Genomic DNA, 26,438 nt, shown 5'->3' with positions numbered 1-26,438 from the left:
AAGCTTCTTTGTGACCTCAGTGCAGGTACTCAATGACAACTCATTTCTTGCCATAAGGAGAAATTCAACAGATGTCTCAATTTCCCCGTCATTTTTAGCTGAGGTACCTGATGTCTTTCACAGGCGCCATCAATGATGACCCCACCACCCCCTATTGACAAATATGATTTTCAACACTTATTTTTTAGCAGTGTTCTAATTCATATAAAATTGGGACGGAATGTTCATTTTTCAAACAATCCCCAAAAAATCGAAGCTCTAGGGGGTCGACACCTTCGCGTACTCAAGGTCGAGAGGCCGTAGCCGAAAGCAAAGTTTCAATCCGCCTTCCTGATGAAGCCAGCTTGAAGAACTGTCTCCGTCAAGTAGAACAGTCAGACATAAGACTTGCAGAAATGGGCTCTAATCAGCCGGGAACCTCTTATGATTGGCAATTTGTTCTCAGTGAATCTTTCCAAAGACGGCAGCGCAACTGTCCATTTTGGAGTCACATGGTATGACATGGACTTCTTTTCACAGAAAAAAGACCTTTTCCGCGACGCCCACCTTCCGCACTATTTCAAACAATCGGAACCAATCCTTCTGATGTTTCGGTAAACCATTGGGTGAGGAGATCATAACGTGCCCACGATTTTTTCCAGGTGACGGCAAGAAACTAGGTTCCATCTATGCCCTTGCCGTCACCTACTTTTTCGTGGCCACCTGTGGGGCAATGACGTCGCTTGCTATTTCACTTCACTTTGCTTCGCGTGAAAGTGGCGAAGCACTAGTGTCCGCAGTTCTCATCTCAGGAGCTTGTGCACAGGTATTTTTATCACCGCTCCTCACGCCTTTTTTTGACAGGTTTAGGCCACTTACCGTCGCACAGACTGCCGCATTCATAGAATGTGTCGCTCTGGTACTTTTGTGTTTCTTCCCCGAACCAGCGTTCCTCATTGCCGGAAACGTTGTGGTGGCTACATTAAGTGGCTTGTCTATCCCAGCCTATTTTGTGATCGCGGAAGAATGCGCACCATCGCACAATCAGGCACACGTATTTTCCCTCCTTGACACCGCACGGCTCAGCGGAAGCTTCGCAGGACCTGCGCTGGGTGGCCTTCTTTTAGATTTTGGAACCCTGAGCACTGCACTGGCCTACGAAGCTGCAGCCGTTGCAGGCTCATTCCTTGTGTTATGCATACTAGGTTTTCGTCTCCGCAAAAACTTTGCACAGATTAATAGCACCAATACCGGGCGGAAACCGCTCAAAATTTTCCGCAGCATCCTTGAGGCTCCCGCGCTGCTCCTTACTCAACCTCACACGCGCCAAGCACTGACAAGCATCTGGGCCGCCATCATTTTTACGTCCATCTACAACGTGGCTCTCGTCTTCTACGCCACGGAGACGCTCCAGGCGAGTGGACTTATTTACGCAATCGTGGCCCAAGGCTTCATCGCAGGGCGCATTTTTGGCGCACGCATTTCCGCACGCCTCACCGAGACCAACGCGCTGCCTACCTTGGTTAAGGCTGGCGCCGCCATGGGTTTGTGCATCGCCATTCCGGGATTCGTGCCGTCACTTCTTGTATGTATCCCATTCTTTGCGCTGGCCGGAGTCTGTAATGCTCTCCAGGTTGCCGCGCTCAGGATAGTCATTGTCGGCAGTGTACGACCAGCGATCAAGTCCAAAGCACTATCAACAATGGGCACGGTTAATAACTCAGCAATGCTCGTTGGCTATATCGTTGGTGCCCCGGTCATCACTAGCATCGGCCCCAGCTTGGCACTTGTTGTCGCTGGCCTCGGCACGATGCTTTTTACAGTGCTACCGCCAACGTGGCGAGCGCTGCGCATCGCCACTCGCGGGAAGACGGTTACTTCCTCACCTTCTTGCTAGAAAACTCCAAATATAAACGTCGCTATAGGCAAAAAACACCCAAATGGACTCAGATAATAGACAGCCGCCACCAGCCCACAAAAGCCCCCTGCCAGTTGGTTCCTGATTTCTCAGTCCAACTGCCAGGGGGCTTTCAGTAGTGAGGATACGAACTATTTAGTGATCGTCCCAGTGGCCCTCATGAAAAGCGTGGCGGTGTCCATCGTGGATGTAGTCCACATGGTCACCGTGAGGAACAGCTACGTGACCGCACTCAGGGCCATGCTGGTGATCGTGGTTCTCATGAACATGATGCTCGGTGGTCTCGCACTCATCCCAGTGGCCCTCATGTTCACGGTGGAGGTGGCCGTCATGGACGTAATCAACGTGATCACCGTGAGGAACAGCTACGTGACCGCACTCAGGGCCGTGGGTGTGGGTGTGCTCTGCATGGGTTGTACAGGACATGGTGAACTCCTTTTTCCAATAAGCGGCACCCGAAACTATTGGCGTTTCAGCCCCGCTCCGTTATTTTCAACAAGATCTATAAACTGAAAATAACACCAATCTCAAAGATTTTCAACATGTTTCATTAATGGAAATGGTATTGCTTAATTAATGAAAACAACACCCTTTTCACCTGGTCAACAAACTAGCTGCAGCTGCTCCTGGTGGGCCTTTCATTTCGCAAGCAAAAAGCACCATGTTTAGCTCATTGCGCATTTCCGTAAACACAACCGTCGGTAGAATGGAGAAGCATGTTTAACCCTCGAAACGGACTTCCCGTTCCTCCTGCATGGCTTGAAACGGCGATCTTTTATGAGATCTATCCGCAAAGTTTCTACGATTCTAACGGTGATGGAATCGGCGACATACAGGGGATCGTCGACAAGCTTGATTACATAGCCGACCTTGGCGCAAACGCGTTATGGATCAACCCTTGCTTCGATTCCCCCTTTAAGGACGCAGGATACGACGTCCGCGATTACTACACAGTGGCACCGCGCTACGGCACTAATGCTGACCTAGAAAAGCTATTCACGGAAGCCCACAACAGAGGGATCAAAGTTCTACTCGACCTTGTCCCCGGACACACCAGTGAGCAGAACGACTGGTTCCAGTATTCCTGTAAAGCAGAACCCAACCAGTATTCGGATCGCTACATCTGGACATCTCACGCCTTTGATAACGGCGACGGCCTTCCCTTCATCGGAGGCGAGGCACCCCGCAATGGCACCTATATCCTCAATTTTTTCAAGAGCCAACCGGCACTCAACTATGGCTTTAACAAGAAAACACGCCCCTGGCAGCAAAGCGTTGATGCCCCTGGTCCGGTAGCTAACCAAGAAGAGATGGCCAACATCATGCGCTACTGGTTGGACAAAGGCGCGGACGGTTTCCGAGTAGACATGGCCGATTCCTTGGTCAAATTTGATGGTGAAGATAAACAAGAAACCATCAAGGTGTGGCAGAAAATCTTTGCGAGATTCCGCAATGACTACCCTGAGGCGGCATTTGTCTCAGAATGGGGCAAGCCTATTCAGGCGCTTAAGGCCGGCTTTGACATGGACTTTTACCTAGATTGGCGCAACAACGGCTATAACATCTTGGCCCGCAACACAGACGATCCGCTAGGGCGCAGCGAAGACCTCAGCTTTTTCAAGCAGGTGTCCGGAACCTCGCCACAGGAGTTCATCGACCAATACTGGCCGCAATATGAGCAGATCCGCGATCTTGGGTACTTCAGCCTAATCTCTTGCAATCATGACACCCCGCGTCTTGCGCCTCGGCTCAACGATGCCGAGCGCCGCCTGTTCTTCATGTTTCTACTCACCATGCCCGGCGTCCCATTCATCTACTATGGCGATGAAATTGGCATGCGCTACCTCGATATCCCAACTAAAGAGGGCGGATACCAACGCACTGGTACCCGCACGCCAATGCAGTGGGATGCGGCGAAGAAAAACTACGGGTTCTCCAGCGCACAAACAGAGGAGCTATATCTTCCACAAGACACAGCCGCTGATGCCCCGGATGCGGCCTCGCAAATGCTGGATCCCGCGGCGTTACGCCCCTTCATACAAAAGCTCATCGGGCTGCGGTCGCAACATCCAGAGCTGCACGCAGACAGCGACTTCTCATTCCTGTGGGCACACGATAACTCCCGAATCCTCGCTTATCGCAGAGAATCCTCAGACGGAAAGCGCTGTGCAGTAGCCCTTAATGCCGGCGACACCGCAGATAGCATCACTCTAGAGTCCCCGGCGACCATCATCGTGAGCTCCGGCGACGCCCGAGTGGAGGACAACACCGTGCACTTGGGGCCGTCATCGGGAGTAGTGGTGGAATTAGCTTAAGGCTAACTCCACAACACATCCGCAAATGTAATACATCGAACATTGACAGAGGCGGAAATATTTATTTGTATTAAAATAATCTTTTAAAGACCTTAAATTTTAAGCCGTCAGTTACATGAGGAGGTGACATCGATGGACGTCAGTGCGAGTCCGGTTCCTGAACAAAAAGACGATGACCGAGCACAATCACGCGCCCGTCGATTCACCTTACGTCTAGGGAAAACCCGCACTTTGTACCATCGATGAATCTGCTCTACCCCGCACAAGGGAGATCATGATGCATCAGGCCAATCTTTCACCAACTACACCATCGGCAGATGCCACAATGGTGGAAGTTCTGCGTTCACACACGCCAGAAGCTGCCGCCCAATGGTTTGCAGCCATGCCGCACAGCACGGTGACCACGCTGATCACAGACCTTTCCACGGACGATCTATATACACTGGCCACCACCCTAACGCCAGAGAACGCCCGGACTCTGCTTACAGTCTTTGGGCCCGAAGCAACCGCTCGCGTCCTACATGCTTTATCACCACGAGAATGTGCGGAGCTCGTGGTTACGCTTGATACCGATGTTGCCGCACAAACATTACGGCGGCTGGCTATGGATTCCGAAGAATTCGTCGACGATCTTCTATCAGCATTACCCGTGGCCACCTCAGCTGTACTCTCACGTGTGCTTTCCTGGCCCGCAGAATGCGCAGGCGCCTGGATGCGTCCGGAAGCAATCAAAATCCCAGTGCATTCCAGTGTAGGAACGGCTGCAGAGGCGTGTCGTCAAGCCCCTTCTACATTCAACGAAGGCATCTTTATCGTAGATTCAGACATGCACTTGGTGGGATGGCTCGCACCAGCAACTCTCATTACCTCTCCAGATCGGACACCGGTCGAGGACGTCATGGTCGATGCCGCCACGGTAAGAACATGGTCAACTAAGCCGCTCAGCGACCAAGAGCAGGCAACAGAATTGGCTCACCGCTCCCCCACAGGTACAGTCCCCGTTCTGGATGCCGACCATGTCCTTGGGGTAATCACCCGAAACTCCATCACGCGCATTCACGAGTCGGAATTGCGAGAAGATAATGCCCTCCAGGGAGGTGCCTCGCCACTCGAGGTCTCATACCGGCAAGCTTCAATAAAACAACTGTGGCGGGTCCGAATAGTCTGGTTGGCGCTATTGTTCTTGGCCGAGATGTACACAGGAACTGTCTTGCGCCATTTTCAGGATGAATTAGAAGCAGTGGTTGCACTGGCGTTTTTCATCCCTCTGCTGATTGGCACCGGCGGAAACATAGGCACCCAAATCACAACCACCCTCATTAGGGCAATGAGCACTGAGAGTTTAAGACTCCACGACATGGGCCGCGTACTGCCTAAAGAATTAGGTGCCGGCTTACTACTGGGATTGGCCATGGGTCTACTAGGAGCGATTCGTGCTTGGTCTTTAGGGGTGGTCCAACCGGTTATCCTGACAGTCGCCATAGCTCTGGTGTGTATTTGCCTGTGGTCATCCCTGATCGCTTCCTTCCTTCCGCTCCTACTCAAAAGGTTTGGCGCAGATCCCGCGGTGGTATCTGGTCCTATGATTTCTACGATTGTGGACGGCACAGGGCTCGTCATCTATTTCACTGTTGCTCGGCTCATCATTCTGGGAAATTAACCCCGCCACCGCTAGCAACGCGCGTCAAAAGTATTAGAAATGACATTCATTACCGTTTAATATTGTCCAGGTGCCCCACCACAATGCGATTAAACAGCTCAGCGGCAAAACGGCGGGTGCCAGTAAGCAACTCACCACCCGCCGACGCCAAACAGCCAAGACACGACTCATCTGCGCCGTCCTAACCGTTGCCATCCTCATTCTTCTTATCGTTTCCGGAGCAACCGGAACCGTTGACGTCAGCCTTTTAGAGGCTGCACAAATAGTGACAGGGCATCTCATTCCCAATATGCCCTGGATGAGCGATGGCAGCCTTAGCACCCTGCAAGATCAGGCCGTATGGCAATTTCGACTTCCCCGCACACTACTAGCAGGGGTCGCGGGAGCAGGACTAGCGCTAGCAGGGGCATTAATGCAGGTTACCGTGCGCAATCCATTGGCAGAGCCTTATATCCTCGGAGTCTCCTCCGGAGCAAGCGTAGGGGCCGTGCTGGTGATCGTTCTTGGTTCAGCAGCTCTTGGCGGCCTCCCCTTAAACATCGCCGCATTCCTAGGCGCTCTGTGCGCATGCATCGCAGTCTCACTCCTGGCAAGGAAAGATGGCACACTTTCTCCCACTCGCATGATCCTGGCGGGCGTCGCTTTGGGCACATTGCTGAGCGCTATAACAAGCTACCTCACCATTTCCACCAGCGCACAAAACGTGGTGAGCGTGATGTTCTTCCTGTTGGGATCGGTGTCGGCGGCGTCGTTAAGCAGTGTGGTGGCACCGTTGGTCGCGCTTCTTGTTTCACTCGTGGTGACCTACATGCTGGCAAGGCATCTCAATGTACTTATGACTGGCGATGAATCTGCCATGTCCTTAGGAGTGAATGCGACGAAACTTCGCGCACTCCTTTTGGTCATAGCGTCGGTCCTCACTGGGACCGTGGTGGCTGTTGCCGGTGGCATCGGATTTGTGGGTCTTGTTGTTCCCCATATCGCGCGCATCGCGGTGGGAGCAGATCACCGCCGAATGATTCCGGTAACGGTACTGGGTGGCATGGCGTTTCTTATGGCAGCAGATCTACTAGCCCGCACAATCGCGCACCCTACGGAGATTCCGCTGGGCATCCTCACCGCTTTTGTTGGTGCGCCCTTCTTCCTGTGGCTTATGCGCCAGGGTGGCGCAGAGAAGGCGGGGTATGGCCGATGAACATCGAATTTGATTGCGTGAGCGTGGAATTATCCGGCCGGACTGTCGTTGATCGAGTCAGCGCTTCAGTGGAATCTGGTCAGATCCTCGGGCTGGTGGGGCCAAACGGCTCAGGCAAGTCCACGCTTCTTCGCACCGTGTACCGCGGCCTTAACCCCGCGTCAGGAACCGTACGACTAGGAGGTGAGGATGTTCGCGCGCTTTCTCATCGCGAGGTTGCCCGGCGCGTGGCGGTCATGCTGCAGGATTCTCCCACCGATTTCGATTTAACCGTTGAGGAGACAGTGATGTTGGGGCGCGCCCCGCATCATTCGATTCTGGGCCGAGACACCGATAAGGACGTCCGCATCGTGGAGGAGGCGATGCACGCCACCGACGTCGTAGAACTCGCGGACCGCATGGTCTTTACGCTGTCCGGCGGCCAGCGACAACGGGTGCTACTTGCCCGCGCGCTTGCCCAGCGCACCCCGGCTTTGCTTCTCGACGAACCCAGCAATCACCTCGACATCAGCCACCAACATGAGCTCATGTCCACCGTGGCTTATCACGGTGGCACGGTCATCGCAGCACTGCACGATCTAAATCTTGCAATGCACTATTGCGACCGGGTACTCCTCCTCAAACAGGGATCAGTGGTGGCCATGGGCACTCCTTCACAAGTTCTCACACCAGAACTCATCCGCGAGACTTTTGCCATCAACGCCCACCTACTCCCAGGTCCAGTCGATCCTGTTCTCGCGTTTACTCCCCTTTCCTCCAGCCTTTAAGGATATTTAATGCGTATCTCTCAATCCCTCACCGTTATAACCTCCACAGCACTACTACTCACGGCTTGTGGCTCTTCCGTAACAGCACCAGAAACATCCACCAGCTCAACAGCCAAGGCCGTGACCATATCCAACTGTGGTCGGGAACTCAGCTTTGATAAAGCACCCGAGGCCCTCGTAGGCATGCATCCAGCACAAACAGAGCTGCTGATCCGCCTAGGACTGAAGGATAAGATCGTTGGACAGGCTCAAGCGAAAGCACAGGCCTTGCCTGATGACGTTGTGGATAAGGCAAAAAACATCCCCACCATTGGCGGCGTGATGCCCCCGAGCCGCGAGGAACTCCTTGCGGTTAAACCGGACTTTGTTTACTCCCCCACCACCTATGAGTTCTCCGCCAAACAGGGGTTTGCCAGCATAGAGCAGCTCAAAGAAGCTGGCGCCGCCGCCTATGTTGCCACTGGCGGCTGCGAAGACCGGCGCATGACAGGTGAGGTTTCTGACCTCTTCACTGACCTCGCCAACCTAGGAACCATCTTTGGGGTGCAAGAAGAGGCTCAGAAGATGATTGATAAAGACAAAGCCGAGCTCGAAGGCGTAGAAAATGCGCTTAAAGATCAAAAGAAACTACGCGTCGCGCAGATCTACAGGGAAGGCGACACCTTGCAAGCCATCGGCGCTGGGATCGAATATGACATCCTCAAGCGCGCCGGAGCAGACAACGTTTTCACCCCAGACCAGAAGAACTTCTCCGAGTTCTTCGCCTCAACGTTAACCCCCGAGGCACTTGCAGCCGAGAACCCCGAGGCCATCGTCTTTGCGGCCTATGACGCAGACCATGAACAATCCACACGCGATTACTTAACCAAGACGTTCCCCGACATGCCGGCAGTCCGGGAAAACCGCATTATCTCAGTCTCCACGTCCGATATGTTCCCCGGAACACAAGGAAACATTAAAGCCGTGAAGCACATCGCCAGCCAGCTCTACCCCGGCGCGGTTAAATAGGTCATCACGCGCAATAGTCCCCTAACAGCCCCTACTGTGTCGTTTTAAGAACCACACTTCCGCTGGGCCAGCCAGCTCCCTCGAACTTAACGGGGGAGCTTTCCCATAGACAGCAATATCATTTAATGATATATATTATTTAACGATATACTCGAAACGAAGAAAGGAGGCAGTATGGCCCGCAGTTCAGGATTTGATAACGGCAATCTCAGCGACGCCGCCGTTCATATCCTCTTAGCCCTCATCGAACCTCGCCATGGCTACGCAGTAATGCAGTTTCTTCACGACGCAAGCCACGGACATATCGACATCGGCCCAGCCTCGTTGTACACCACGCTGAAAAAACTCACCGCAGCCAATCTGATCACTGAGGTAGATACCGACGAGAACCGCCGCATTTACCACATCACCCCCCACGGGCACGAGGTTCTCACAGACAATCTCGAACGCCGCCGCCAACTCATCACCATGGTCGACTCAATTCTGGAGACATCATGAACACAATCCGAATAGGAAGCGGACTCGCTTTCTCCCCCAACAAGGATCTTGAACTGTTTTCCCGCATGGCAGCCAAAGGAAAACACCTCTCAGGAGTCGGCCTTGCCGGACACGGATGGACCTTTAAAGACGGAGAACCCGAGCACGCGATCTTTGACCTTGTCTACGAACACAACCCACACCAAGATTTCTATGATATTTTCGCCGCAGCCGGATGGACGCATGTCCTAAGCGCGAGCAACATTCACGTCTTCAAAGCACCGCCTGGAACTACTCCGGCTCACACCAGCATCGAATCCAAGCGTGAAGAATTCACCCGCCAGATAAAGATTTTCTCCCGTTACAGCGCAACAGCCCTGGCAGTCTTCATCGCAGCTGTTTTTATCATCACCTACGTCCAGCTACCTTCTTGGGTCGCTCCCCTGGTGCTGGTGATAACGCTCGCCCCTGTGGTGTACACCGTGATGCCGCTTCTGGGTTACTGTTGGCACCGATTCAGGCTCCCCGCACCGCAATCGCTTGCTTGAGGCGGGGACCCCTCTGGATACATCTCGACGTTTCCCACTCCAACGTCAACGGTAATTCCGTAGAGTTACCCTCGCTCCCAAGGTTCCCCTGAACGCATGCCCAAACAACATAAAGTCTTTGACATAGAAGGAAAATGCATGAGCCAAACACAAAACCGATACGCCGGAATCTCACCGCCTCCTCGCATTACGCATTTACTATGGGCAACAGTCTTACTTATCAGCATGGTGATTGGTGCCGTATCTGGAGGATTTGCCGCCGGTTTTTTGGCTAAGAAAATCCAGGCACCAGTAACCGACTTTATTGTGGTCGGCGGCATGCTCGGAGCATCGCTGCTAGGCATTGCGCTTTTCTATCTAGGCTTCATACAACGATGCCACTGGGGACGACGAGAACTCGGTTTTATATCTTCAAGCAGATCGCTCTGGCACCTTATGTGGTGGTTCCCATTGACTGTCACGATCGGCAGCATTGGAGCAATGATCGTCGGAACTTCAATGGGATTATCGTCTAAGGAAGCTGATAACGCTGCAGCAGGGTTCCACCTAGGCCCAATTGCGTCCATCGCCTTACTCGCAGGAACCATCCTCATTGTCCCTTTCTTTGAAGAAGTAATCTTCCGACGCGTCCTCCTTGACTGGCTAGCCACCAAAATGCCAATACAGTTTGCGTCTTTTCTCGTGATTCTGGCATTCACTCTGGCTCACGTCTCACCCGCGATAATGGCGTACGTGTTTTTCTTAGGGATCTCTCTGGGGCTCGCCAGACTGTGGTTTTCCACGATGTGGGCACCCCTTATCGTCCACGCAGCCAACAACGCTCTGGTGACAATCATTGCGCTAAGCGCGTAAATCAGGGTGGGATATCAATTCACAGTTGCCCCGCAGGGTTTTCTACGCGATCTCGCTGATGTGATGTGCCCTGAAAACTCGCACGCATAATCTATGCGACAACGCTACAGATCAGCTAATGCGTCTTAGTATTGTCGTTTTTGGGAACACGAAAAAACCGGAGCCCCCACACCCCACAAGAGTGTGCGACCTCCGGCCTCAGCGATTCAAAACCGCTCTTTGTGCCCAGGGGGGGACTTGAACCCCCACGTCCTTGCGAACACTGGCACCTGAAGCCAGCGCGTCTGCCAATTCCGCCACCTGGGCAGGTGGTGAAGCAATAATTGCGACCGGTCAAACGTATCACAAAATTGCCTGTTAGTGACAAACAGGCACGTCTTTAATGCATTTTACGTGCTATACATGGATATTTCCTTGGTACACGGCTAGGGTAAGCACCCCTTTGCCCCCTATACTTGGTTACATCGCATGCCCGTAGGTATATGATCTCAGCTTTTCACACGCAAATGCCAAGGCTACGCTCAGAAGTTCTTTCTTCTACTAGCCGGAAGCCGGCCCAAGGTGTTCAGCCAAGGACTGCTGCAAAGTGGGTGTTGAGGTCACGAGTAGCGAGTAAGTACGTAAGGACTATGCATTTTAAGGAGGCGATGACTCAATGTCTTTAATGGACAAGATGGCCAGGCTGGATAGCGCCATGCAGCGCGGCCTGGACAATGGCTTCGCCTTCGTCTTTGGCGGCAAAGTAGTTCCTGCAGAGATCGAGGAGCTTCTCAAGCAGGAGGCCCAGGATAATCTAGTCCGTACATATGAGGGTGACGTCGAGGCGCCAAATGTTTTTCATATTGGTGTAAGCCCTAAGGATCTGGCCAATCTTTCACAGCGTTATCCTTCACTCGCTGATGATTTCGCAGATCAAATGAGCCGCTACAACCGTAATCAAGGCTGGACATGCGTGGGCCCTGTTGTAGTAACCATTGCCATTGAGTCAGGTTTACGTACAGGCCAGTTACGCGCCTTTTCAAGTGTTGATCCAACTCCCACTGGCTATAGCGGCTTCCAAGGAATTGATTATGCCGCACCCGATTCCGTTGATGCAGACGATATAGAAGATATAGAGGACGCAGACAATACGGATCCCAAGGGATCGCAGTGGGATTCCGATTCTTTCCAGGACGATGAAAGCGAGGACGTCGTGCAGCACTATCAGTCGCCGCAGTTCCCCCAAGAGCCCCGCACCGAGTATCTTACGGCGCAGGCCCCCGAGGCTATCCACACGGAGGTTCCAGTTCCTCCGGCAGCACCGACTACCCCAACGGTCAGCTTATTGTTGCAGGATGGTTCTTCTCGGACCTATCTAGTCCATGAAGGTTCCAACATTATCGGACGCAGCAACGACGCAGATTTCCGTCTTCCTGATACCGGCGTATCCCGGCAACACGCAGAAATTACGTGGAATGGACACGATGCCATCCTTACGGATTTGAAATCCACAAATGGCACAACTGTCAATGACACCCCTATTGATAACTGGCTGCTTGAAGACGGCGACGTGATCACCGTAGGACATTCCCACATTGAAGTCCGTATTGTTCATCCCACGTACTATTAACCTCCCCCACTCCGGCCGTTACTAACGGCCTACGCATTGCTCACAGGACAAAAGCTAGGTTTATAAGGAGCTCCTCGTGGAATCCGTTATTGTTTTCAGCTTGCGCATCGCTCTACTGGTGCTCTTATGGCTGCTGATCCTGCTTGCGCTGTGGATCCAACGTAAAGATGCCAAGACGGCATCACAGTCAAGCGGAGCCCCCGTAGCTGCGCCGGCCATTCCCGGCGCGATGAACGTAAGCAAGCCAGCAAAGCGAGGCGGCACACCGCGCCAGATCGTGATTGTTGAGGGCCCATTGATGGGCTCACGTCTGGATTTGGGCTCATTGGATGAGATTACATTGGGCCGAGCCAAAGAGTGCACGTTTGTTGTCGGCGACGATTATGCGTCGGCACGCCATGCGCGTTTGATAAAGCGCGGCAACGAGTGGTTTGTGGAGGATCTAGACTCCCGCAACGGAACGTTTGTGGGCGGTTATCGCATTGACCAACCAGAAAAAATTAGCACTGGTAGTGACATTAAAATCGGGCGTACAACGGTGAGGTTGGCTGCTTAATGCTCAGACTTAATTATGCGGTGGCCTCCGATAGAGGCCTCGTGCGCGGGAATAACGAGGACTCTGCATACGCGGGTCCTCACCTCATTGCGCTTGCCGACGGCATGGGCGGTCACGCAGCGGGTGAGGTGGCATCGCAGCTGATGATCAAGCACCTCATGCCGCTCGACGCCAGCCCCGACGACAACGATATGCTCGCGCTGCTTGCATCGGGCGCCGACGACGCTAACCGGGCGATCGCGCAGGGCGTGCGGGATGAACCGGCCACCAACGGCATGGGCACCACGCTCACCGCAATCATGTTCAACGGCACCGACCTGGCAATGTGCCACGTTGGCGATTCCCGCGGCTACCGCTATCGCGATGGCGAACTTGAACAAATCACTGTGGATGACACCTATGTGCAGTCACTAGTAGATAAAGGCGAGCTCTCCCCTGAAGACGTCTCCACGCATCCGCAGCGTTCTATGATTTTGAAGGCCTACACTGGCCGCCCCGTTGAGCCTACGCTCACCATGCTAGAAGCCCGTGCTGGCGATCGGCTGTTGCTATGTTCCGACGGACTCTCTGACCCAGTAACGCACTCGACCATAGAAACTGCTATTGCCCAAGGGACTCCCGCCGAGGTGGCCCGCAAGCTCGTGGACCTAGCGCTGCGTTCTGGTGGCCCGGATAACGTCACCGTAGTGGTCGCTGACATCGTGGAAGGCCCCAGTGACGACCAAGAGCTCCCTGTAGTCCCCGTAACAGCAGGGGCATTGAACGGAGAACAACCAGAGGATCCCCGTCCCGATACCTCAGCGGGTCGGGCTGCCATAGTGATGGCGGCACGCCAGCCACAGACTATCCCGGCGCGCGATGCACACACGGTTACAGCAGATCAGGCTAATGCCGTCAACACTAACGAGCCCCCCACCGATGGTGAGAAGAAAAGCGGACGCGGTAAATTTTGGGCGGGCATCATCACACTTCTTGTGATTGCTGCAGCCATAGCCGGTGGCTGGTGGGCAAAAACCATGGTAGATAACAATTATTACGTGACCACTGCCAATGAAGAAGGTCTAGAAAACGCGATCGTGATTGAACGCGGCGTGGATCTTGAATTCTTTGGTAAGCCACTACATTCCACTTACCAATATGCCTGCCTGAATTCCAGTGGCGATCTCTCCCTTATTCCTGAGAATTCTCACGATACTTGCCACCGCTTCCGGCTCAAAGACCTCACCGAGTCTGCACGTAGTTCCGTCGCTAGCCTGCCGGAAGGCAACTACAACGACGTACAGCAGCAAGTGCAGCAGTTAGCCAATCAGCTGCTGCCGGTATGCGTCACCCGCGAGGCTGTGACTAAACCGGACGAGAAGAAGCCCGAAGACCAAGCACCTAATGGTGCACCCCCTCAAGCGGAAGCAAACCCCGCTGCTCCTCAGGAGCAGGAGGGGGCGTCGCCAAGCAAAAAGCCGGAGCCGGGTGATCTCTCCACTCCCGGAGTGACTTGTAGAGAGGTGAAGTAAATGTCTTTTGCTCAACGCCTTGCCTCACGACGCATCGAATTTGGCTTGCTTGTCCTGGCCACTGTTCTCATCGGAGTCACCCTGATCAACCTGAACATGGCGCAGGGTCTCAAGGTAACCACGGAAACGCTGTGGGTGATCGGTGGGTTCATCGGAGTATTCACCATTGCGCATCTGGCCATTTGCTTCACAGCACCCAATGCAGACCAGCTCATGCTTCCCGTGGCCAGTGTGCTTAACGGGCTGGGGTTAGTTACCGTCTATAGACTCGACTTGGCCACTGGTAAATCGCTAGCTGGCCGGCAGGTTATATGGACGCTCGTGGCTATCATTTTGATGATCGTAGTACTCACTGTGATCCGTAATCACCGAATACTCTCTCGGTATTCATATATCTTGGGTTTGCTTGGGCTTGTGCTTCTTGCACTGCCACTCGTATGGCCCACCAAGATGAACGCCGACGCTAATATTTGGATCTCCATTGGCCCCTTCTCTGTTCAGCCAGGAGAATTTTCCAAGATTCTGCTGTTGCTTTTCTTCGCCCAATTATTAGTGAACAAGCGAGCGCTTTTTAATGTGGCGGGATACCGCCTCTTAGGCCTCGAATTCCCTCGGCTGCGGGACCTCGGTCCTATCTTGGCTGTCTGGTTCTTTGCCATTCTGGTGATGGCCGGTGAGAATGACTTTGGCCCAGCACTCCTGCTGTTCAGCACAGTATTGGGCATGCTCTACCTAGCCACCAACCGCGTCTCATGGCTACTCATCGGCGCCATGCTGGTGGTCATCGGCGGTACTACGTTGTACCAGATCTCTTCCAAGATCCAATCCCGAGTAAACAATTTTATGGATCCCCTAGCCAACTTCAATGGCACGGGATATCAGCTCTCTCAATCATTGTTCGGACTTTCCTCGGGCGGCGTTGCCGGTTCAGGTCTCGGACAAGGCCATCCAGAGCTCATTCCGGTCGCAGAATCCGACTTCATACTTGCCGTTCTCGGCGAGGAAATCGGCCTCGTAGGCCTGGCAGCTATTCTGGTTCTTTTTGCCATCTTTGTTACCCGTGGTTTCCGTACGGCATTACGCGCACGTGATTCCTACGGAAAGCTCGTTGCCTCTGGACTTTCCCTCACCATTGCTATTCAAGTATTTGTGGTGACCGCCGGCATTACAGCCCTCATGCCAATGACTGGTTTGACCACACCTTTTATGTCCCAAGGCGGCTCCAGCCTCATGGCTAACTACATCCTTCTTGGGTTGATCCTGCGGATCTCTCACTCGGCACACTCCGGACAGTCTGATGTCGCAGGAGCTACTGCTCAAGGTGGGTCTTCTGTTGGACATAGGCCAGTTGTTAGCAAGGAGGCTCAACGATGAACCGATCAATCCGTTTTACTAGCGTCTTCGCGCTTCTTCTCATTCTTGTCCTCCTAGTTAACCTAACTAGGATCCAAGGTTTCAGCCAGGAAAAATACGCACAGAGTCCTTATAACCGGCGAGCCTTCATCGAGGCAAAGTCACAGGCTCGCGGACAAATCTCTGCTGGCGGCCAGGTACTGGCCGAGTCCTATAAAGACGAGAATGGTTACTACCAGCGTCGCTACGTGACCAATCCCATTGCCTATGGGCCAGTACAGGGGTATCTATCCGATATCTATGGAACCGCAGGGTTGGAGTCAAGCTACAACGGGATCCTCAACGGCACGGATGATTCTCTGGGATTCTCACGGTGGTGGGACGATCTCCTGGGCAACGAGCATAAGGGCGCTAACGTAGAGCTCACTCTAGTCCCCAGTGTGCAAGAAGTTGCTTATAATCAGCTGGCCAACGCTGGCTATGAGGGTGCCGTAGTAGCACTGCGCCCTTCTACTGGTGAGGTACTCGCCATGGCCTCTACGCCGAGTTTCGATCCTGCTGCGATCGTGGATCCCACGACTGCAGAATCCACGTGGGCAGCGCTTAATTCCAACCCGGGAAACCCACTCCTTAACCATGCAACTCAGGAGATTCTGCCACCAGGATCCACGTTCAAGGTGATTACAACTGCAGCGGGCCTCAACGCCGGGTATGGTCCAGATTCTAAGCTCACTGGCCAATCTCAGATTACGCTTCCCGGAACTACGGCAACATTAGAGAACTACGCTGGCCAAACATGCGCCGGCGCTAAAGAAGTCACCCTAGCTACGGCCTTCCAGTTTTCCTGTAATACCGCCTTTGTACAGATGGGTATAGATACAGGCGCCGAAAAGCTGCAGGAAGCAGCTAATGCTTTTGGTGTTGGGGATTCCTACGATCTCGGGATTGGTATGGCACGTGGAACGATCGGAGATATTTCTTCTGCAGCGGCCCGCGGGCAATCTGCGATTGGCCAAAAAGACGTAGCAATGTCCGTCCTACAAAATGCGGTTATCGCTGCAACAGTGGCTAATGGCGGCAAGCGAATGGAACCTTACCTGGTCTCCAAGATTGTTGGACAGGATTTAAAGACGATTTCTGAGACCAAACCCCGCGAGCTCAATCAGGCGATCAGCCCTCAGGTAAGCACTACGTTAACCCAGCTCATGAGACTTTCTGAGCGCCATACGGCAGGATATACTGGCGCAGACATCGCCTCCAAGACGGGTACTGCTGAACACGGTGAAGATTCTCGAAATTCCAACCCCCACGCGTGGTATATCGCCTTTGGACCTTCTGTTAACGCCGATGTTGCCGTAGCCGTGGTGGTAAAAAACGGTGGTTCAGCTGGCCAGGCAGCAACTGGTGGTTCGGTAGCCGCCCCAATTGGTCGGGCAGTAATCGCAGCAGCTCAAGCAGCGCGTGGCGCGCAGAGATAGGACCGATATGAGCATTGATTACGCTTCTCCAGATCCCGCGCTTCAGGCCCTCATCGGCGACGACTATCGTCTCCAGTGGGTTGTGGGTACCGGCGGCATGTCTACAGTATGGCTTGCCGACGACACCCGTAACCAACGCGAGGTAGCAGTCAAGGTCCTGCGTCCTGAGTTTTCTGATAACAATGAGTTCCTCTCCAGGTTCCGCAACGAGGCGCTCGCCAGCGAGAACATCATCTCAGAAAACGTTGTACAAACTTTTGATTATCGCGAACTCACCGACCCATCTGGCCGGACATTGTGCTTCATTGTCATGGAATATGTGCGTGGTGAGTCTCTCGCAGACATGTTGGCGCGTAAAGGAACCCTCGATGAGGATCTTGCCCTCGATGTCCTCGAGCAGGCGGCCCATGGCCTATCCATTATTCACAGGATGGGCATGGTTCACCGCGATATTAAGCCCGGAAACCTCCTGATTACCCAAAACGGCAAAGTAAAAATCACCGATTTTGGTATAGCCAAGGCGGCGGCCGCTGTCCCGTTGACTCGCACCGGCATGGTAGTGGGAACTGCACAATACGTCTCACCGGAGCAAGCTCAGGGTAAAGATGTCACTGAAGCATCAGACGTCTATTCCCTTGGCGTTGTGGGGTATGAGATGCTCGCCGGCAGACGTCCTTTCACAGGTGATTCCTCTGTCTCGGTAGCTATCGCCCATATCAACCAGGCACCACCCGCTCTTCCCACTACGGTTTCCGCCCCAGCCCGTGAGCTTATCGGTATCGCCTTACGTAAGGATCCAGCGCATCGATATGCCGACGGCAATGAGCTTGCCCTGGCAGTGTCTACTACCCGTATGGGGCAGCGTCCCCCGCAGCCTCAGTCAGCACAGCTCCAGCAGATAGCACCCGAACCAACCCCTACTGCTTCAACCCACGCATTAGGTCAGACGGCACAACCCACCACGGTTATCCCAGCCACTGGAGAGGTTCCGCAGACTGTTTCTGTTGGTCAGATGACGGGAACTCATACTGGTTATAGCGCAGCTCCCGCAACAATTCCGCCGGAGGAAAAGAAAAAGAGCTCTGGCGGAGTAGGCACTGGTCTCGCTGTGGGAGTTCTCCTCGCAGCATTATTTGGTGCCGGCGTATGGGCTGCCAGCCAAGGTATCTTTGGCGATTTGTTGGGAGGAAGTGACCAGCCCAGTAGTTCGGTCAATCCCGAGACGATTACCGCAACGGTCACGGAAACGCCTACGATTCGGGAAGAACCACGGCCAATCCAGCGTCCACAGGTAACTCCTACGATTAGCAGTGAACCTTCGGAATTTCCTGATGCCTCAGAATCTGTTGTTCCGCTGCCGCCCACGGACAATCCCCGAACAGCGCCGACCGTAGATCTCAACGAGAGGTCGCAAGTTCCTTCCACTCATCAGAATACGTCTCCCACTCCAACACGCGGAAACGGTTCTGACCCCATCGCCGATCTATTGAACACTCTTAATACCCCAGAACAAGGAGGTGCCCCATGAACGATGTGATTGCTGGCCGCTATGAGCTTGGTGAGGTCATCGGCACGGGTGGAATGTCAGAGGTCTACTCTGCCACCGATACTCTCCTTGGCCGCGAAGTCGCCATAAAGATGCTGCGTGCAGACCTTGCCCGCGATGTGAATTTCCGCGAGCGGTTTCGCAGAGAAGCCCAAAACTCCGGCAAGCTGAATCACCCAGCGATTGTTGCGGTGTATGACACTGGCGAGACCGAACGAGCGGGCATCAGCACTCCTTACATCGTGATGGAACGGGTGCACGGTCGAACCCTCCGGGATATCGTGCGAGAAGACGGCCCACTTTCCCCAACAGAAGCCGCACAAACGTTGCTTCCGGTATGCCAAGCGCTGCAGTTTAGCCACGACGCCGGGATCATTCACCGCGACATTAAACCCGCAAACGTGATGATCACTAATACGGGCGCGGTAAAAATTATGGACTTTGGCATCGCCCGCGCGCTTGACGACGCCACCAGCGCCATGACGCAGACCTCCGCAGTGATCGGCACCGCCCAGTATCTCTCCCCTGAGCAAGCCCGAGGCAAGCTTGCCGACGCCCGCTCCGATGTCTACGCCCTGGGCTGCGTACTTTATGAGACCCTTACCGGGCGTCCTCCCTTTGAAGGAGAAACACCCTTCGCCGTCGCCTATCAGCATGTCCAAGAGGACCCGGCCAAGCCCAGTGAATTTGTTTCCGATCTCACCCCTACTGCTGCGGTGAACGTCGATGCCGTAGTCCTCACAGCGATGGCCAAGCACCCTGGTGATCGCTACCAAACGGCTATGGAAATGGGTGCGGATCTTGAACGTCTAGCTCGGCATGCTGTGACAGAAGCTGCTCGCCATTACGTTTCACCTGCCAGCTTGATCAGCCAAGAGCCTAACCCCACCACTATCGTTCCCGTCACTCAGCTAGATCAGCCGGAAGCGGATCCGGTCACGTCGCGAGCAGAAAGAGCCGGATATGAGCGCTCTGCTTTTGCTGGCCCGGCTCATGCCGCGGAAGAAGATCGATCCGGCATGAGCAAAGCAATGAAGGCGGTTCTTGCGGTTCTTGCAGTGCTGGTGCTCGGCGTAGGCGGCGCTTTTGCCTACGATTATGTGAGCAACAGCAGCAAAAATAGATCATTAGTCAATATTCCCAAGTTGGAAAAGACGTCTCAGCAAGATGCAGTGAACCAGCTAGAGCAGCTGGGTCTCCAGGTCAATGTGATCGAAGAGGCTAACCCCGAGGTGCCACGGGGGAAAGTCATCAGAACCAACCCCACAAGCGGTTCCTCAGTACAAAAAAACACCACTGTTACAGTGATTGTTTCTTCTGGCAAGGAAGTCACTGAGGTCCCTGATCTTGCGCGCAAGAATACCGCAGATGCAGCGAAGATTCTTGAAGAAGCCGGATTGCAGTTGGATTCAACTGTTCGTGAAGAAAGCTCAGATAGCGTTCCTAATGGAGAAATCATAGAGCAAACTCCAAGCGCTGGCTCGCAAGTTTCCCGAGGCTCAAAGGTGGTCATCACCGTATCTACTGGAGTGCAAAATGTTCGTGTTCCGGTGGTGACAGGAATGAAGTGGGACCAGGCAGAAGGCAATCTCACGTCACTGGGATTTGTACCCGATGTACGTACTGTGGATGCTCCCGAACCAGCCGGTACCGTTGTTGCCGTCTCTGGCGAGGGAACTGAAGTGCCTAAGGGATCAACAATCACGGTCAAGGTATCCAACGGCCAAATGTTTAACGTCCCCAACATCACTCGGCTTACCGTTGCTGATGCCGTAAGGGCGCTTAATGCTGCAGGTTGGACGGGTACTGCTTCTAAGCTCACTCAGGGAGAACGCGTACCCACGGTATCTTTGTCCGATCAGAATTTGATCGCTTCCCAGGTTCCGGCCGCCGGCACCCCACTACGCAAAGATTCACCAATAGAAATTCATCTCTATGAATTCAGCCTCTCAGCTCTTACTGGCACTCGCTAGTATCGCCGATACCAATGCGCAGGGCTGGTAAGTCCAGCCAAAGCTGATAGATTAGTTGCATTACGTGGCTTGCGAGCCATTTCAACGTTATATAGACATACAAAGGTGCATTATGCCAAAGTCAAAGATCACCCAGAGCTCCGCTCCTTTTGCGTCGAGCTCTACCTCTAACCGCACCCCGGTGAAGATCAATTCCACGGGCACTCCAGTGTGGTACAAAACCATCATGTTCGGCCTTATTCTGGCCGGTCTACTATGGCTTATTGTCAACTACCTCGCAGGTGAAGATATCGCTTTCATGATGTCCCTTGGCGCATGGAATTATGGCATCGGTTTCGGTCTGTTTATTGTGGGGCTACTCATGACTATGGGATGGCGCTAGTTCTCCCCTTAGCTTCAGTCATACCGCGGATTCGTCTACGCGGTGCTATGCATTGAGTCTCGCAGAATAATAAAGGAAGCCACAGAGAGAACTCTGTGGCTTCCTTTAATTAGCTAGCGATATCTGAACCGCTACTTCTTGGGGAGCAGTTCTTTGAGTTCTTCCACGATCTGCATAGCACCGGTGGGCCCAAGGCCTAGGAACCATACGTCGTCATTAACCTCATGCGCCTGACCATTCTTCACCGCGTTAAGGTTCTTCCACGCAGCGCCATTGACAATGGCATCTTGGCCGGTCGCATCAGGCTTGCCGTAGCTACTGTAGAAGATCACGCTTCCCTCTGCCTGGTCGATAGTCTCAGGAGAGATTTCAGTAGCCAGCTCATCAATGTTCTGATTCTCCGGACGGGCAAGGCCTGCGTCTTTAAGAATTACACCGAGGAGAGACTTGTTGCCATAAAGGCGAATACGCTTAGGCATGAAACGAAGAAGGGAGACCGTGGTATCTGCTGGCACGGAGGCCTTGATGGTCTCAACCTTTTCGGTGTACTCGTTCAGCTTTGCCTCTGCTTCTTTCTCTTTACCTAGAGCATCGCCAATGAGAAGGAAGTTTTCTTTCCAAGGGAATCCAGGACGGATGGAGAAGACAGTTGGTGCGACTTCTGCGAGCTGAGCATAAATTTTGTCTGCGCGCAGTTTACTGCCCAGGATCAGATCAGGCTGCAAAGCAGCAATCTCTTCTACATTGATCTCGTTGATCGTTCCTACGCTTTTAACGTCTTTTACTTTGTCTGCAAGATAACTTGGGACAGGGTTTGCTCCCTTAGTAGTCACCATTCCCACAGGGGTGATACCTAGGGAAAGGACGCTATCTAGTTCACCGGTATCCAAAACAACCACACGTTTAGGCTGTTCCTTGATCTCGGTCTCACCCAAAGCGTGCTTAACAGTACGAGGGAACTCACCTGGAGCTGCGTCGCTACCGAGCTTTGCAGTTTCTGCATCAGCCGTGGAGAAGTGTGCACCACCGGTGGCTACGTCAGCATTACCTTGTCCAGCATCCTTGGATTGTTTTTCTTCGGATGAGCATGCGGCCAATGAAAAGATGAGGGAAATTGAAAGGAAAAGAGCCAGCATCACAGCAATGCGGTGGCTCCATGTATTCAGAGATTGAGTGTCTTTCACAATGACCAGTTTAGCCTAAACTAATTGATGTAGTTAACATAGAACAATGGTTTCGACCGCCTCATCCAACCCTAGCCCGATCCGTGGCTTCCTTCGGAAGTCTCAGCCCAACGTACAGCGAACGCGCCGCTCACTGCTTGTCGTAGTGCTGCTGTTAGCGGTACTGCTTGTCGTAGGAAGTATCGCCAGCGTCATGATCGGCGCAAGGCTTATTCCCCTTCCTGAGATCCTTAACGCTCTATTCCATCCAGATCCCACTAATGTGTCTTCCACCATTGTGTGGGACCGACGCGTTCCGCGCACCCTCCTAGCCATTGTCGCCGGCATGTCTCTTGGTCTTGCTGGCACGCTCTCTCAGGCCCTCACTCGCAATCCGTTAGCAGACACCGGCGCACTGGGAATTAATTCGGGCGCTGCTTTTGCCATCGTGGTCGGCATCGCTCTTTTCGGTGCTTCTTCACCATGGGCATTCTTAGCACTAGCACTCCTGGGAGCATGTGGTGCAGCAGCGGTGGTGTACTCGGTGGGTACTCATCGATCAGCAACAGCAGACCCAGTCCGGCTGGTTTTATCTGGTGTGGCTCTGAGCGCAATCCTTTCAGGAATCGGCGAGGGGCTCTCCTTAGTTAATCCGCAGGCCTTTGATCGTTTAAAGAGTTGGATGGTAGGAAGCGTGGACGTCGGCACGCTTATGCCTCTGGGAATCGCCGGTGTGGGTCTTGCCTTCGGCATTGTGCTCACAATCGCTTGCGCTCACGGACTTAACGCACTTGCTTTGGGTGATGCCATGGCTACATCTATTGGCGCATCCACGGCACGCATCCGCTTCATTTCTTTTATTGCCGTAGTAATACTTGCGGCCAGTGCAACCGCTGCAGCTGGAGTCATTATCTTCCTCGGCCTTATGGTTCCCCATGTCGCCCGCTGGATTGTGGGACCTGATCTGCCTCGTGTCCTCATCACTTCCCTGCTTCTTGGACCGCTCGTTCTCGTGGTAGCGGATATTGTGGGGCGTTTGATTGTCCCCGGCGAATTTCCCGCCGGAGTGGTTGTGTCCTTTATCGGCGCACCATTTCTCATCGCTTATGCCCAAAGCAGGAAGGGAGACATGTGATGACTCATCGCCGTTCCTTGTATACCGCACTTATTCTGACACTGCTGCTGGCCATCTCCGCGGCGGTGGCTGTTTCACTGCCCGGCGCGGGCATCACCACGGCCAAAGTATGGTCGGTTTTTCAAGGCGATGATTCTAGCCTTGCTCACACCATCGTATTTTCTTGGCGAGCCCCGAGAATCGTCACAGCCCTCTTTGTAGGCGCTGCCTTAGGCATCGCAGGATCACTCTTCCAGGCATTAACCCGAAATCCGCTGGGCTCCCCGGACATTATCGGCTTTAATACGGGTGCTTATACCGGGGTTCTTCTCACCATGATGGCGGGCATGACCAGTTTTGCTTCCGTCGCTTTCGGCGCTCTCGCCGGAGGTCTGGCCACGGCCCTCGCAGTCATGGCATTCTCTGTTCGAGTGCGTATCGACGGCCTCCGCATCATCCTGGTAGGCCTTGGTGTTTCCGCAATGCTCTCGGCGTTTAACCGCTGGCTTATTACCCGTGGCGACCTCAATACCGCATTATCTGCTGCTAGCTGGGGCGCCGGAACTCTCAACGGAATCCGCTGGGCCGCAGCCACCCCCGCCGTAATAGCACTAGGCATCATCGTGGCGCTGGCGCTGCTCCTGGGCTCACGCATCGATATCCTCAATCTTGGCGACGATACCGCCACGGCGCTTGGACTCCCGGTAAATCCCAGCAAGTTTGTCCTGTTGATCGTCGGAGTCCTCCTCATTGCGACCACTACTGCCATCGCCGGACCTATTTCTTTTATCGCATTGGCCTCCCCTCATATTGCTCAACGCATCACGGCCAGCCCTCGCACGCCTCTATTAGTCTCTGCACTCACGGGCGCAACATTGCTCCTTGTCGCAGATATCATTGCGCAGCGGGCATTCGCACCCGTTCAGCTCCCCGTGGGGCTAGTCACTGTAGTTATTGGTGGCATTTACCTGCTATCTCTCATTGCCTCAGCTTCCCGACGCGCCTAAGGATTCCTGTGCATACCCCTAAAACTATCTCTACAGATTTACCCACTACAGCTGGCATTTCCACGGATCATACGTCTGCCCTTCGCACAGAAAACGTCACCCTTAGCTGGGATAAGCATGTTGTAAGCACCGACCTTAGTGTTGACATACCCACGGGGAAGTTCACGGCTATCATCGGCCCTAATGGTTGTGGAAAGTCAACGCTGCTTAAAAGCTGTGCCCGTATTCTTGCCCCAGACACTGGGTCGATTTATCTTAATCAGCACAATCTCACCCACCTGCATACCAAGGAGATAGCCAAACAGCTTGCGCTTCTCCCCCAAAGCACCATCACTCCGGCCGATATCACGGTAGAAGAGCTCGTCCGCCGCGGACGATTCCCTCATCACAATTGGTTACATCAATGGACCGCCGAAGATACTCGTGCCGTCGACGCTGCTCTCAATGCCGCCAGTGTTAAAGAACTCACTCACAAACGCGTGACCGATTTATCCGGTGGACAGCGTCAGCGCGTATGGCTTGCAATGGTTCTAGCCCAAAATACTCCTACGGTACTTCTGGACGAACCCACCACCTTCCTAGACATCGCCCACCAGTACCAACTTCTTGAGTTAGCACGATCTCTTACAACTCAGCTCAATCGCACCGTTGTCGCGGTACTGCACGATCTACAACAGGCTGTCCGCTACGCCGACCACCTGATTGTTATGAAAAATGGCAGCATCGTAGCTACCGGTTCCCCGCAGGAAGTGATCAGCGCAGAACTCATATCCGAAGTTTTTAATATCACGGTTCGCACCATGCTTATCGACGACCAACTCGTAGTCATTCCAACCGAATTACCAGTGCCAAACGTCGCTATGATGCAGGGCTAGGGCCTCTTACGCTGAGAGGCCCTAGCGGTCAAATGTCTACTTATTTGCTAGCTCACCACGGGTTATCCGCTACGGTAGCCAGATGGTGAGTAGCGGAGTGCTTATCCACCCACCTCTTGATGGCTTTGAAAGAATTTTCGGTGTCTGCATGACGGTAGAAGTGAGTAATCTTAAAGCCAAAGATCAGTCCATCTACGTTGGCTTTTCCTAAAAGATCATTAACTCGCGCGTCCTGACCTGTAGCGATTGTCCACCCAAAAGTTTTACCGAGTTTTCCTTGGTCACGAGCTTCGCTGGACTTACGGAGTTGATCACAAGTCCGATTCCAGGTTCCATAGCAGTTACCAAACCCTTGGTTAATGTTGTAGTAACCATAGTCAGCGATTTTTTGTTTAGTAAGGATCTTATTTTCAGACCTTGCAAAATCATTTAATACGTCCTGCGCCGGGCCGCTAAGAGCTACCGCCTCGCCATCCCGAAGATCAGCGGTGATTGTCTTCCAGGCAGGTCCGCCGACTGTCTTATAGAACCCATAGAGAACTCGAACCCCTGCCGGCTCAAGATATTTACGTGCCAAATCACGCAACGCATTTATGGAGCACACACTACGAGCATCCCTGCAGTAGTCTGGATTCTTGATGTCAAGCCAGGTGAAAGTAATATTTGCTCCCTGCTTACGCTTATCAGCTATATGCTTAAAAATTTCCTCTGCAGTAGCACCTGCGCTAGTAGGAATACCATCATGATCTGCCCACCAGCCACGACCCCACGCAGTGAAGTCAATTTCTAACGCATTCGCACCGATCGCAACTGCGTCATCCACGCCTTGAGTGGTTAAAACGCGGTGGGCAATCGCATAGACTGGCCGATTTGCTGTAGAAGCTGGGTTATGCACAACAGGCGCTGCAGCTGCATTCCCTACCGGAAGCATGATCGCCATAATTATTGATAAGAATAAAACAACTTTCTCCCTCATTTTTTATCACCAAGTTTCGATAAATAGAGCAACAAAAGGATGTCGCACTATAATTTGCGGATACATTTCCCACGGAGAGGTGCCCAAAAATAGCCCTTTACCAGCGTGAACACCCTGCGCTATATCCCCATTATGAAACTTAAATAACAATAAAATCAAGGGTTATTGCATATGTT

Annotated in this window: 23 protein-coding genes and 1 tRNA gene; 20 read left to right on the top strand and 4 right to left on the bottom strand. The window is 53.3% G+C overall.

Features of this window, described 5'->3' with window-relative positions:
- The first annotated feature begins 601 nt into the window (after window positions 1-601).
- Window positions 602-1,876: an MFS transporter gene (locus CpATCC19410_RS00250; RefSeq protein WP_013240911.1), complete on the top strand. Its 1,275-nt coding sequence runs from the start codon at window positions 602-604 to the stop codon at window positions 1,874-1,876.
- 156 nt (window positions 1,877-2,032) lie between these two features.
- On the opposite strand, the gene CpATCC19410_RS00245 is transcribed toward CpATCC19410_RS00250, so the two are convergent.
- Window positions 2,033-2,323 (bottom strand): hypothetical protein, encoded by a 291-nt coding sequence (locus CpATCC19410_RS00245; RefSeq protein ID WP_013240910.1) that lies wholly within the window; start codon window positions 2,321-2,323, stop codon window positions 2,033-2,035.
- A gap of 290 nt (window positions 2,324-2,613) precedes the next feature.
- On the opposite strand from CpATCC19410_RS00245, the gene CpATCC19410_RS00240 reads away from it, so the two are divergent.
- The 8 genes from CpATCC19410_RS00240 to CpATCC19410_RS00205 all read left to right on the top strand — a co-directional run bounded on the left by CpATCC19410_RS00240 (window position 2,614) and on the right by CpATCC19410_RS00205 (window position 10,719).
- The gene (locus tag CpATCC19410_RS00240; protein ID WP_014400890.1) at window positions 2,614-4,212 is read left to right on the top strand and encodes an alpha-amylase family glycosyl hydrolase; all 1,599 of its coding nucleotides are present in this window, start codon (window positions 2,614-2,616) and stop codon (window positions 4,210-4,212) included.
- Between the two features lie 277 nt (window positions 4,213-4,489).
- Entirely contained in the window at window positions 4,490-5,872 is a 1,383-nt protein-coding gene (locus CpATCC19410_RS00235) for a magnesium transporter (protein ID WP_013240908.1), read from the top strand.
- 70 nt (window positions 5,873-5,942) lie between these two features.
- Window positions 5,943-7,067, top strand: coding sequence for a FecCD family ABC transporter permease (locus CpATCC19410_RS00230; RefSeq protein ID WP_013240907.1), 1,125 nt, complete (start codon window positions 5,943-5,945; stop codon window positions 7,065-7,067).
- Window positions 7,064-7,834 (top strand): ABC transporter ATP-binding protein, encoded by a 771-nt coding sequence (locus CpATCC19410_RS00225; RefSeq protein ID WP_013240906.1) that lies wholly within the window; start codon window positions 7,064-7,066, stop codon window positions 7,832-7,834. The genes CpATCC19410_RS00230 and CpATCC19410_RS00225 overlap by 4 nt, the downstream gene beginning before the upstream one ends.
- Window positions 7,835-7,843: 9 nt before the next feature.
- Window positions 7,844-8,842 carry an ABC transporter substrate-binding protein gene (locus CpATCC19410_RS00220; RefSeq protein ID WP_013240905.1) on the top strand — a complete coding sequence of 333 codons (999 nt, stop codon included), beginning with the start codon at window positions 7,844-7,846 and terminating at the stop codon, window positions 8,840-8,842.
- Between the two features lie 174 nt (window positions 8,843-9,016).
- Window positions 9,017-9,340 (top strand): PadR family transcriptional regulator, encoded by a 324-nt coding sequence (locus CpATCC19410_RS00215; protein ID WP_013240904.1) that lies wholly within the window; start codon window positions 9,017-9,019, stop codon window positions 9,338-9,340.
- Window positions 9,337-9,867, top strand: coding sequence for a DUF2812 domain-containing protein (locus tag CpATCC19410_RS00210; RefSeq protein ID WP_013240903.1), 531 nt, complete (start codon window positions 9,337-9,339; stop codon window positions 9,865-9,867). The genes CpATCC19410_RS00215 and CpATCC19410_RS00210 overlap by 4 nt, the downstream gene beginning before the upstream one ends.
- A gap of 138 nt (window positions 9,868-10,005) precedes the next feature.
- Complete coding sequence (locus CpATCC19410_RS00205; RefSeq protein WP_013240902.1) at window positions 10,006-10,719, top strand: CPBP family intramembrane glutamic endopeptidase; 714 nt, start codon at window positions 10,006-10,008, stop codon at window positions 10,717-10,719.
- 222 nt (window positions 10,720-10,941) lie between these two features.
- Here the strand turns inward: CpATCC19410_RS00205 and CpATCC19410_RS00200 are convergent.
- A tRNA-Leu gene (locus CpATCC19410_RS00200) sits at window positions 10,942-11,025 on the bottom strand.
- Window positions 11,026-11,374: 349 nt separating this feature from the next.
- Here CpATCC19410_RS00200 and CpATCC19410_RS00195 point away from each other — a divergent pair.
- The 8 genes from CpATCC19410_RS00195 to crgA all read left to right on the top strand — a co-directional run bounded on the left by CpATCC19410_RS00195 (window position 11,375) and on the right by crgA (window position 21,127).
- The gene (locus CpATCC19410_RS00195; protein WP_013240901.1) at window positions 11,375-12,328 is read left to right on the top strand and encodes an FHA domain-containing protein; all 954 of its coding nucleotides are present in this window, start codon (window positions 11,375-11,377) and stop codon (window positions 12,326-12,328) included.
- A gap of 76 nt (window positions 12,329-12,404) precedes the next feature.
- Window positions 12,405-12,884 (top strand): FHA domain-containing protein FhaB/FipA, encoded by a 480-nt coding sequence (locus tag CpATCC19410_RS00190; protein ID WP_013240900.1) that lies wholly within the window; start codon window positions 12,405-12,407, stop codon window positions 12,882-12,884.
- The gene (locus CpATCC19410_RS00185) at window positions 12,884-14,395 is read left to right on the top strand and encodes a PP2C family protein-serine/threonine phosphatase (RefSeq protein WP_014400889.1); all 1,512 of its coding nucleotides are present in this window, start codon (window positions 12,884-12,886) and stop codon (window positions 14,393-14,395) included. Before CpATCC19410_RS00190 ends, CpATCC19410_RS00185 begins: the two co-directional genes overlap by 1 nt.
- Window positions 14,396-15,769, top strand: a complete 1,374-nt coding sequence (locus CpATCC19410_RS00180; RefSeq protein ID WP_013240898.1) for an FtsW/RodA/SpoVE family cell cycle protein — start codon at window positions 14,396-14,398, stop codon at window positions 15,767-15,769.
- The gene (locus CpATCC19410_RS00175) at window positions 15,766-17,226 is read left to right on the top strand and encodes a penicillin-binding transpeptidase domain-containing protein (RefSeq protein WP_013240897.1); all 1,461 of its coding nucleotides are present in this window, start codon (window positions 15,766-15,768) and stop codon (window positions 17,224-17,226) included. Before CpATCC19410_RS00180 ends, CpATCC19410_RS00175 begins: the two co-directional genes overlap by 4 nt.
- 7 nt (window positions 17,227-17,233) lie before the next feature.
- The gene (locus tag CpATCC19410_RS00170) at window positions 17,234-18,754 is read left to right on the top strand and encodes a serine/threonine-protein kinase (RefSeq protein WP_013240896.1); all 1,521 of its coding nucleotides are present in this window, start codon (window positions 17,234-17,236) and stop codon (window positions 18,752-18,754) included.
- Window positions 18,751-20,745 (top strand): Stk1 family PASTA domain-containing Ser/Thr kinase, encoded by a 1,995-nt coding sequence (gene pknB, locus CpATCC19410_RS00165; protein WP_013240895.1) that lies wholly within the window; start codon window positions 18,751-18,753, stop codon window positions 20,743-20,745. Before CpATCC19410_RS00170 ends, pknB begins: the two co-directional genes overlap by 4 nt.
- Window positions 20,746-20,857: 112 nt before the next feature.
- Complete coding sequence (gene crgA / locus CpATCC19410_RS00160; protein WP_013240894.1) at window positions 20,858-21,127, top strand: cell division protein CrgA; 270 nt, start codon at window positions 20,858-20,860, stop codon at window positions 21,125-21,127.
- A gap of 131 nt (window positions 21,128-21,258) precedes the next feature.
- On the opposite strand, the gene CpATCC19410_RS00155 is transcribed toward crgA, so the two are convergent.
- On the bottom strand, window positions 21,259-22,311 hold the full coding sequence (locus CpATCC19410_RS00155; RefSeq protein WP_014300363.1) for an ABC transporter substrate-binding protein: 1,053 nt from the start codon (window positions 22,309-22,311) through the stop codon (window positions 21,259-21,261).
- 46 nt (window positions 22,312-22,357) lie between these two features.
- Here CpATCC19410_RS00155 and CpATCC19410_RS00150 point away from each other — a divergent pair, with 46 nt between their 5' ends.
- The 3 genes from CpATCC19410_RS00150 to CpATCC19410_RS00140 are packed head-to-tail and all read left to right on the top strand — an operon-like array spanning window position 22,358 to window position 25,286.
- The gene (locus CpATCC19410_RS00150) at window positions 22,358-23,425 is read left to right on the top strand and encodes an iron chelate uptake ABC transporter family permease subunit (protein ID WP_013240892.1); all 1,068 of its coding nucleotides are present in this window, start codon (window positions 22,358-22,360) and stop codon (window positions 23,423-23,425) included.
- The gene (locus CpATCC19410_RS00145; RefSeq protein ID WP_013240891.1) at window positions 23,425-24,411 is read left to right on the top strand and encodes a FecCD family ABC transporter permease; all 987 of its coding nucleotides are present in this window, start codon (window positions 23,425-23,427) and stop codon (window positions 24,409-24,411) included. The genes CpATCC19410_RS00150 and CpATCC19410_RS00145 overlap by 1 nt, the downstream gene beginning before the upstream one ends.
- 8 nt (window positions 24,412-24,419) lie before the next feature.
- Complete coding sequence (locus tag CpATCC19410_RS00140; protein WP_014400885.1) at window positions 24,420-25,286, top strand: ABC transporter ATP-binding protein; 867 nt, start codon at window positions 24,420-24,422, stop codon at window positions 25,284-25,286.
- 52 nt (window positions 25,287-25,338) lie between these two features.
- Here the strand turns inward: CpATCC19410_RS00140 and pld are convergent, their stop codons facing one another.
- Window positions 25,339-26,262: a phospholipase D Pld gene (gene pld / locus CpATCC19410_RS00135; protein WP_013240889.1), complete on the bottom strand. Its 924-nt coding sequence runs from the start codon at window positions 26,260-26,262 to the stop codon at window positions 25,339-25,341.
- Window positions 26,263-26,438 lie beyond the last annotated feature (176 nt).

The sequence above is a fragment of the Corynebacterium pseudotuberculosis genome (assembly GCF_002155265.1).
Taxonomy (GTDB): Bacteria; Actinomycetota; Actinomycetes; order Mycobacteriales; family Mycobacteriaceae; genus Corynebacterium; species Corynebacterium pseudotuberculosis.
Note: the sequence above shows the minus strand (reverse complement) of the source record. Positions and strands in the feature narration are given on the sequence as shown.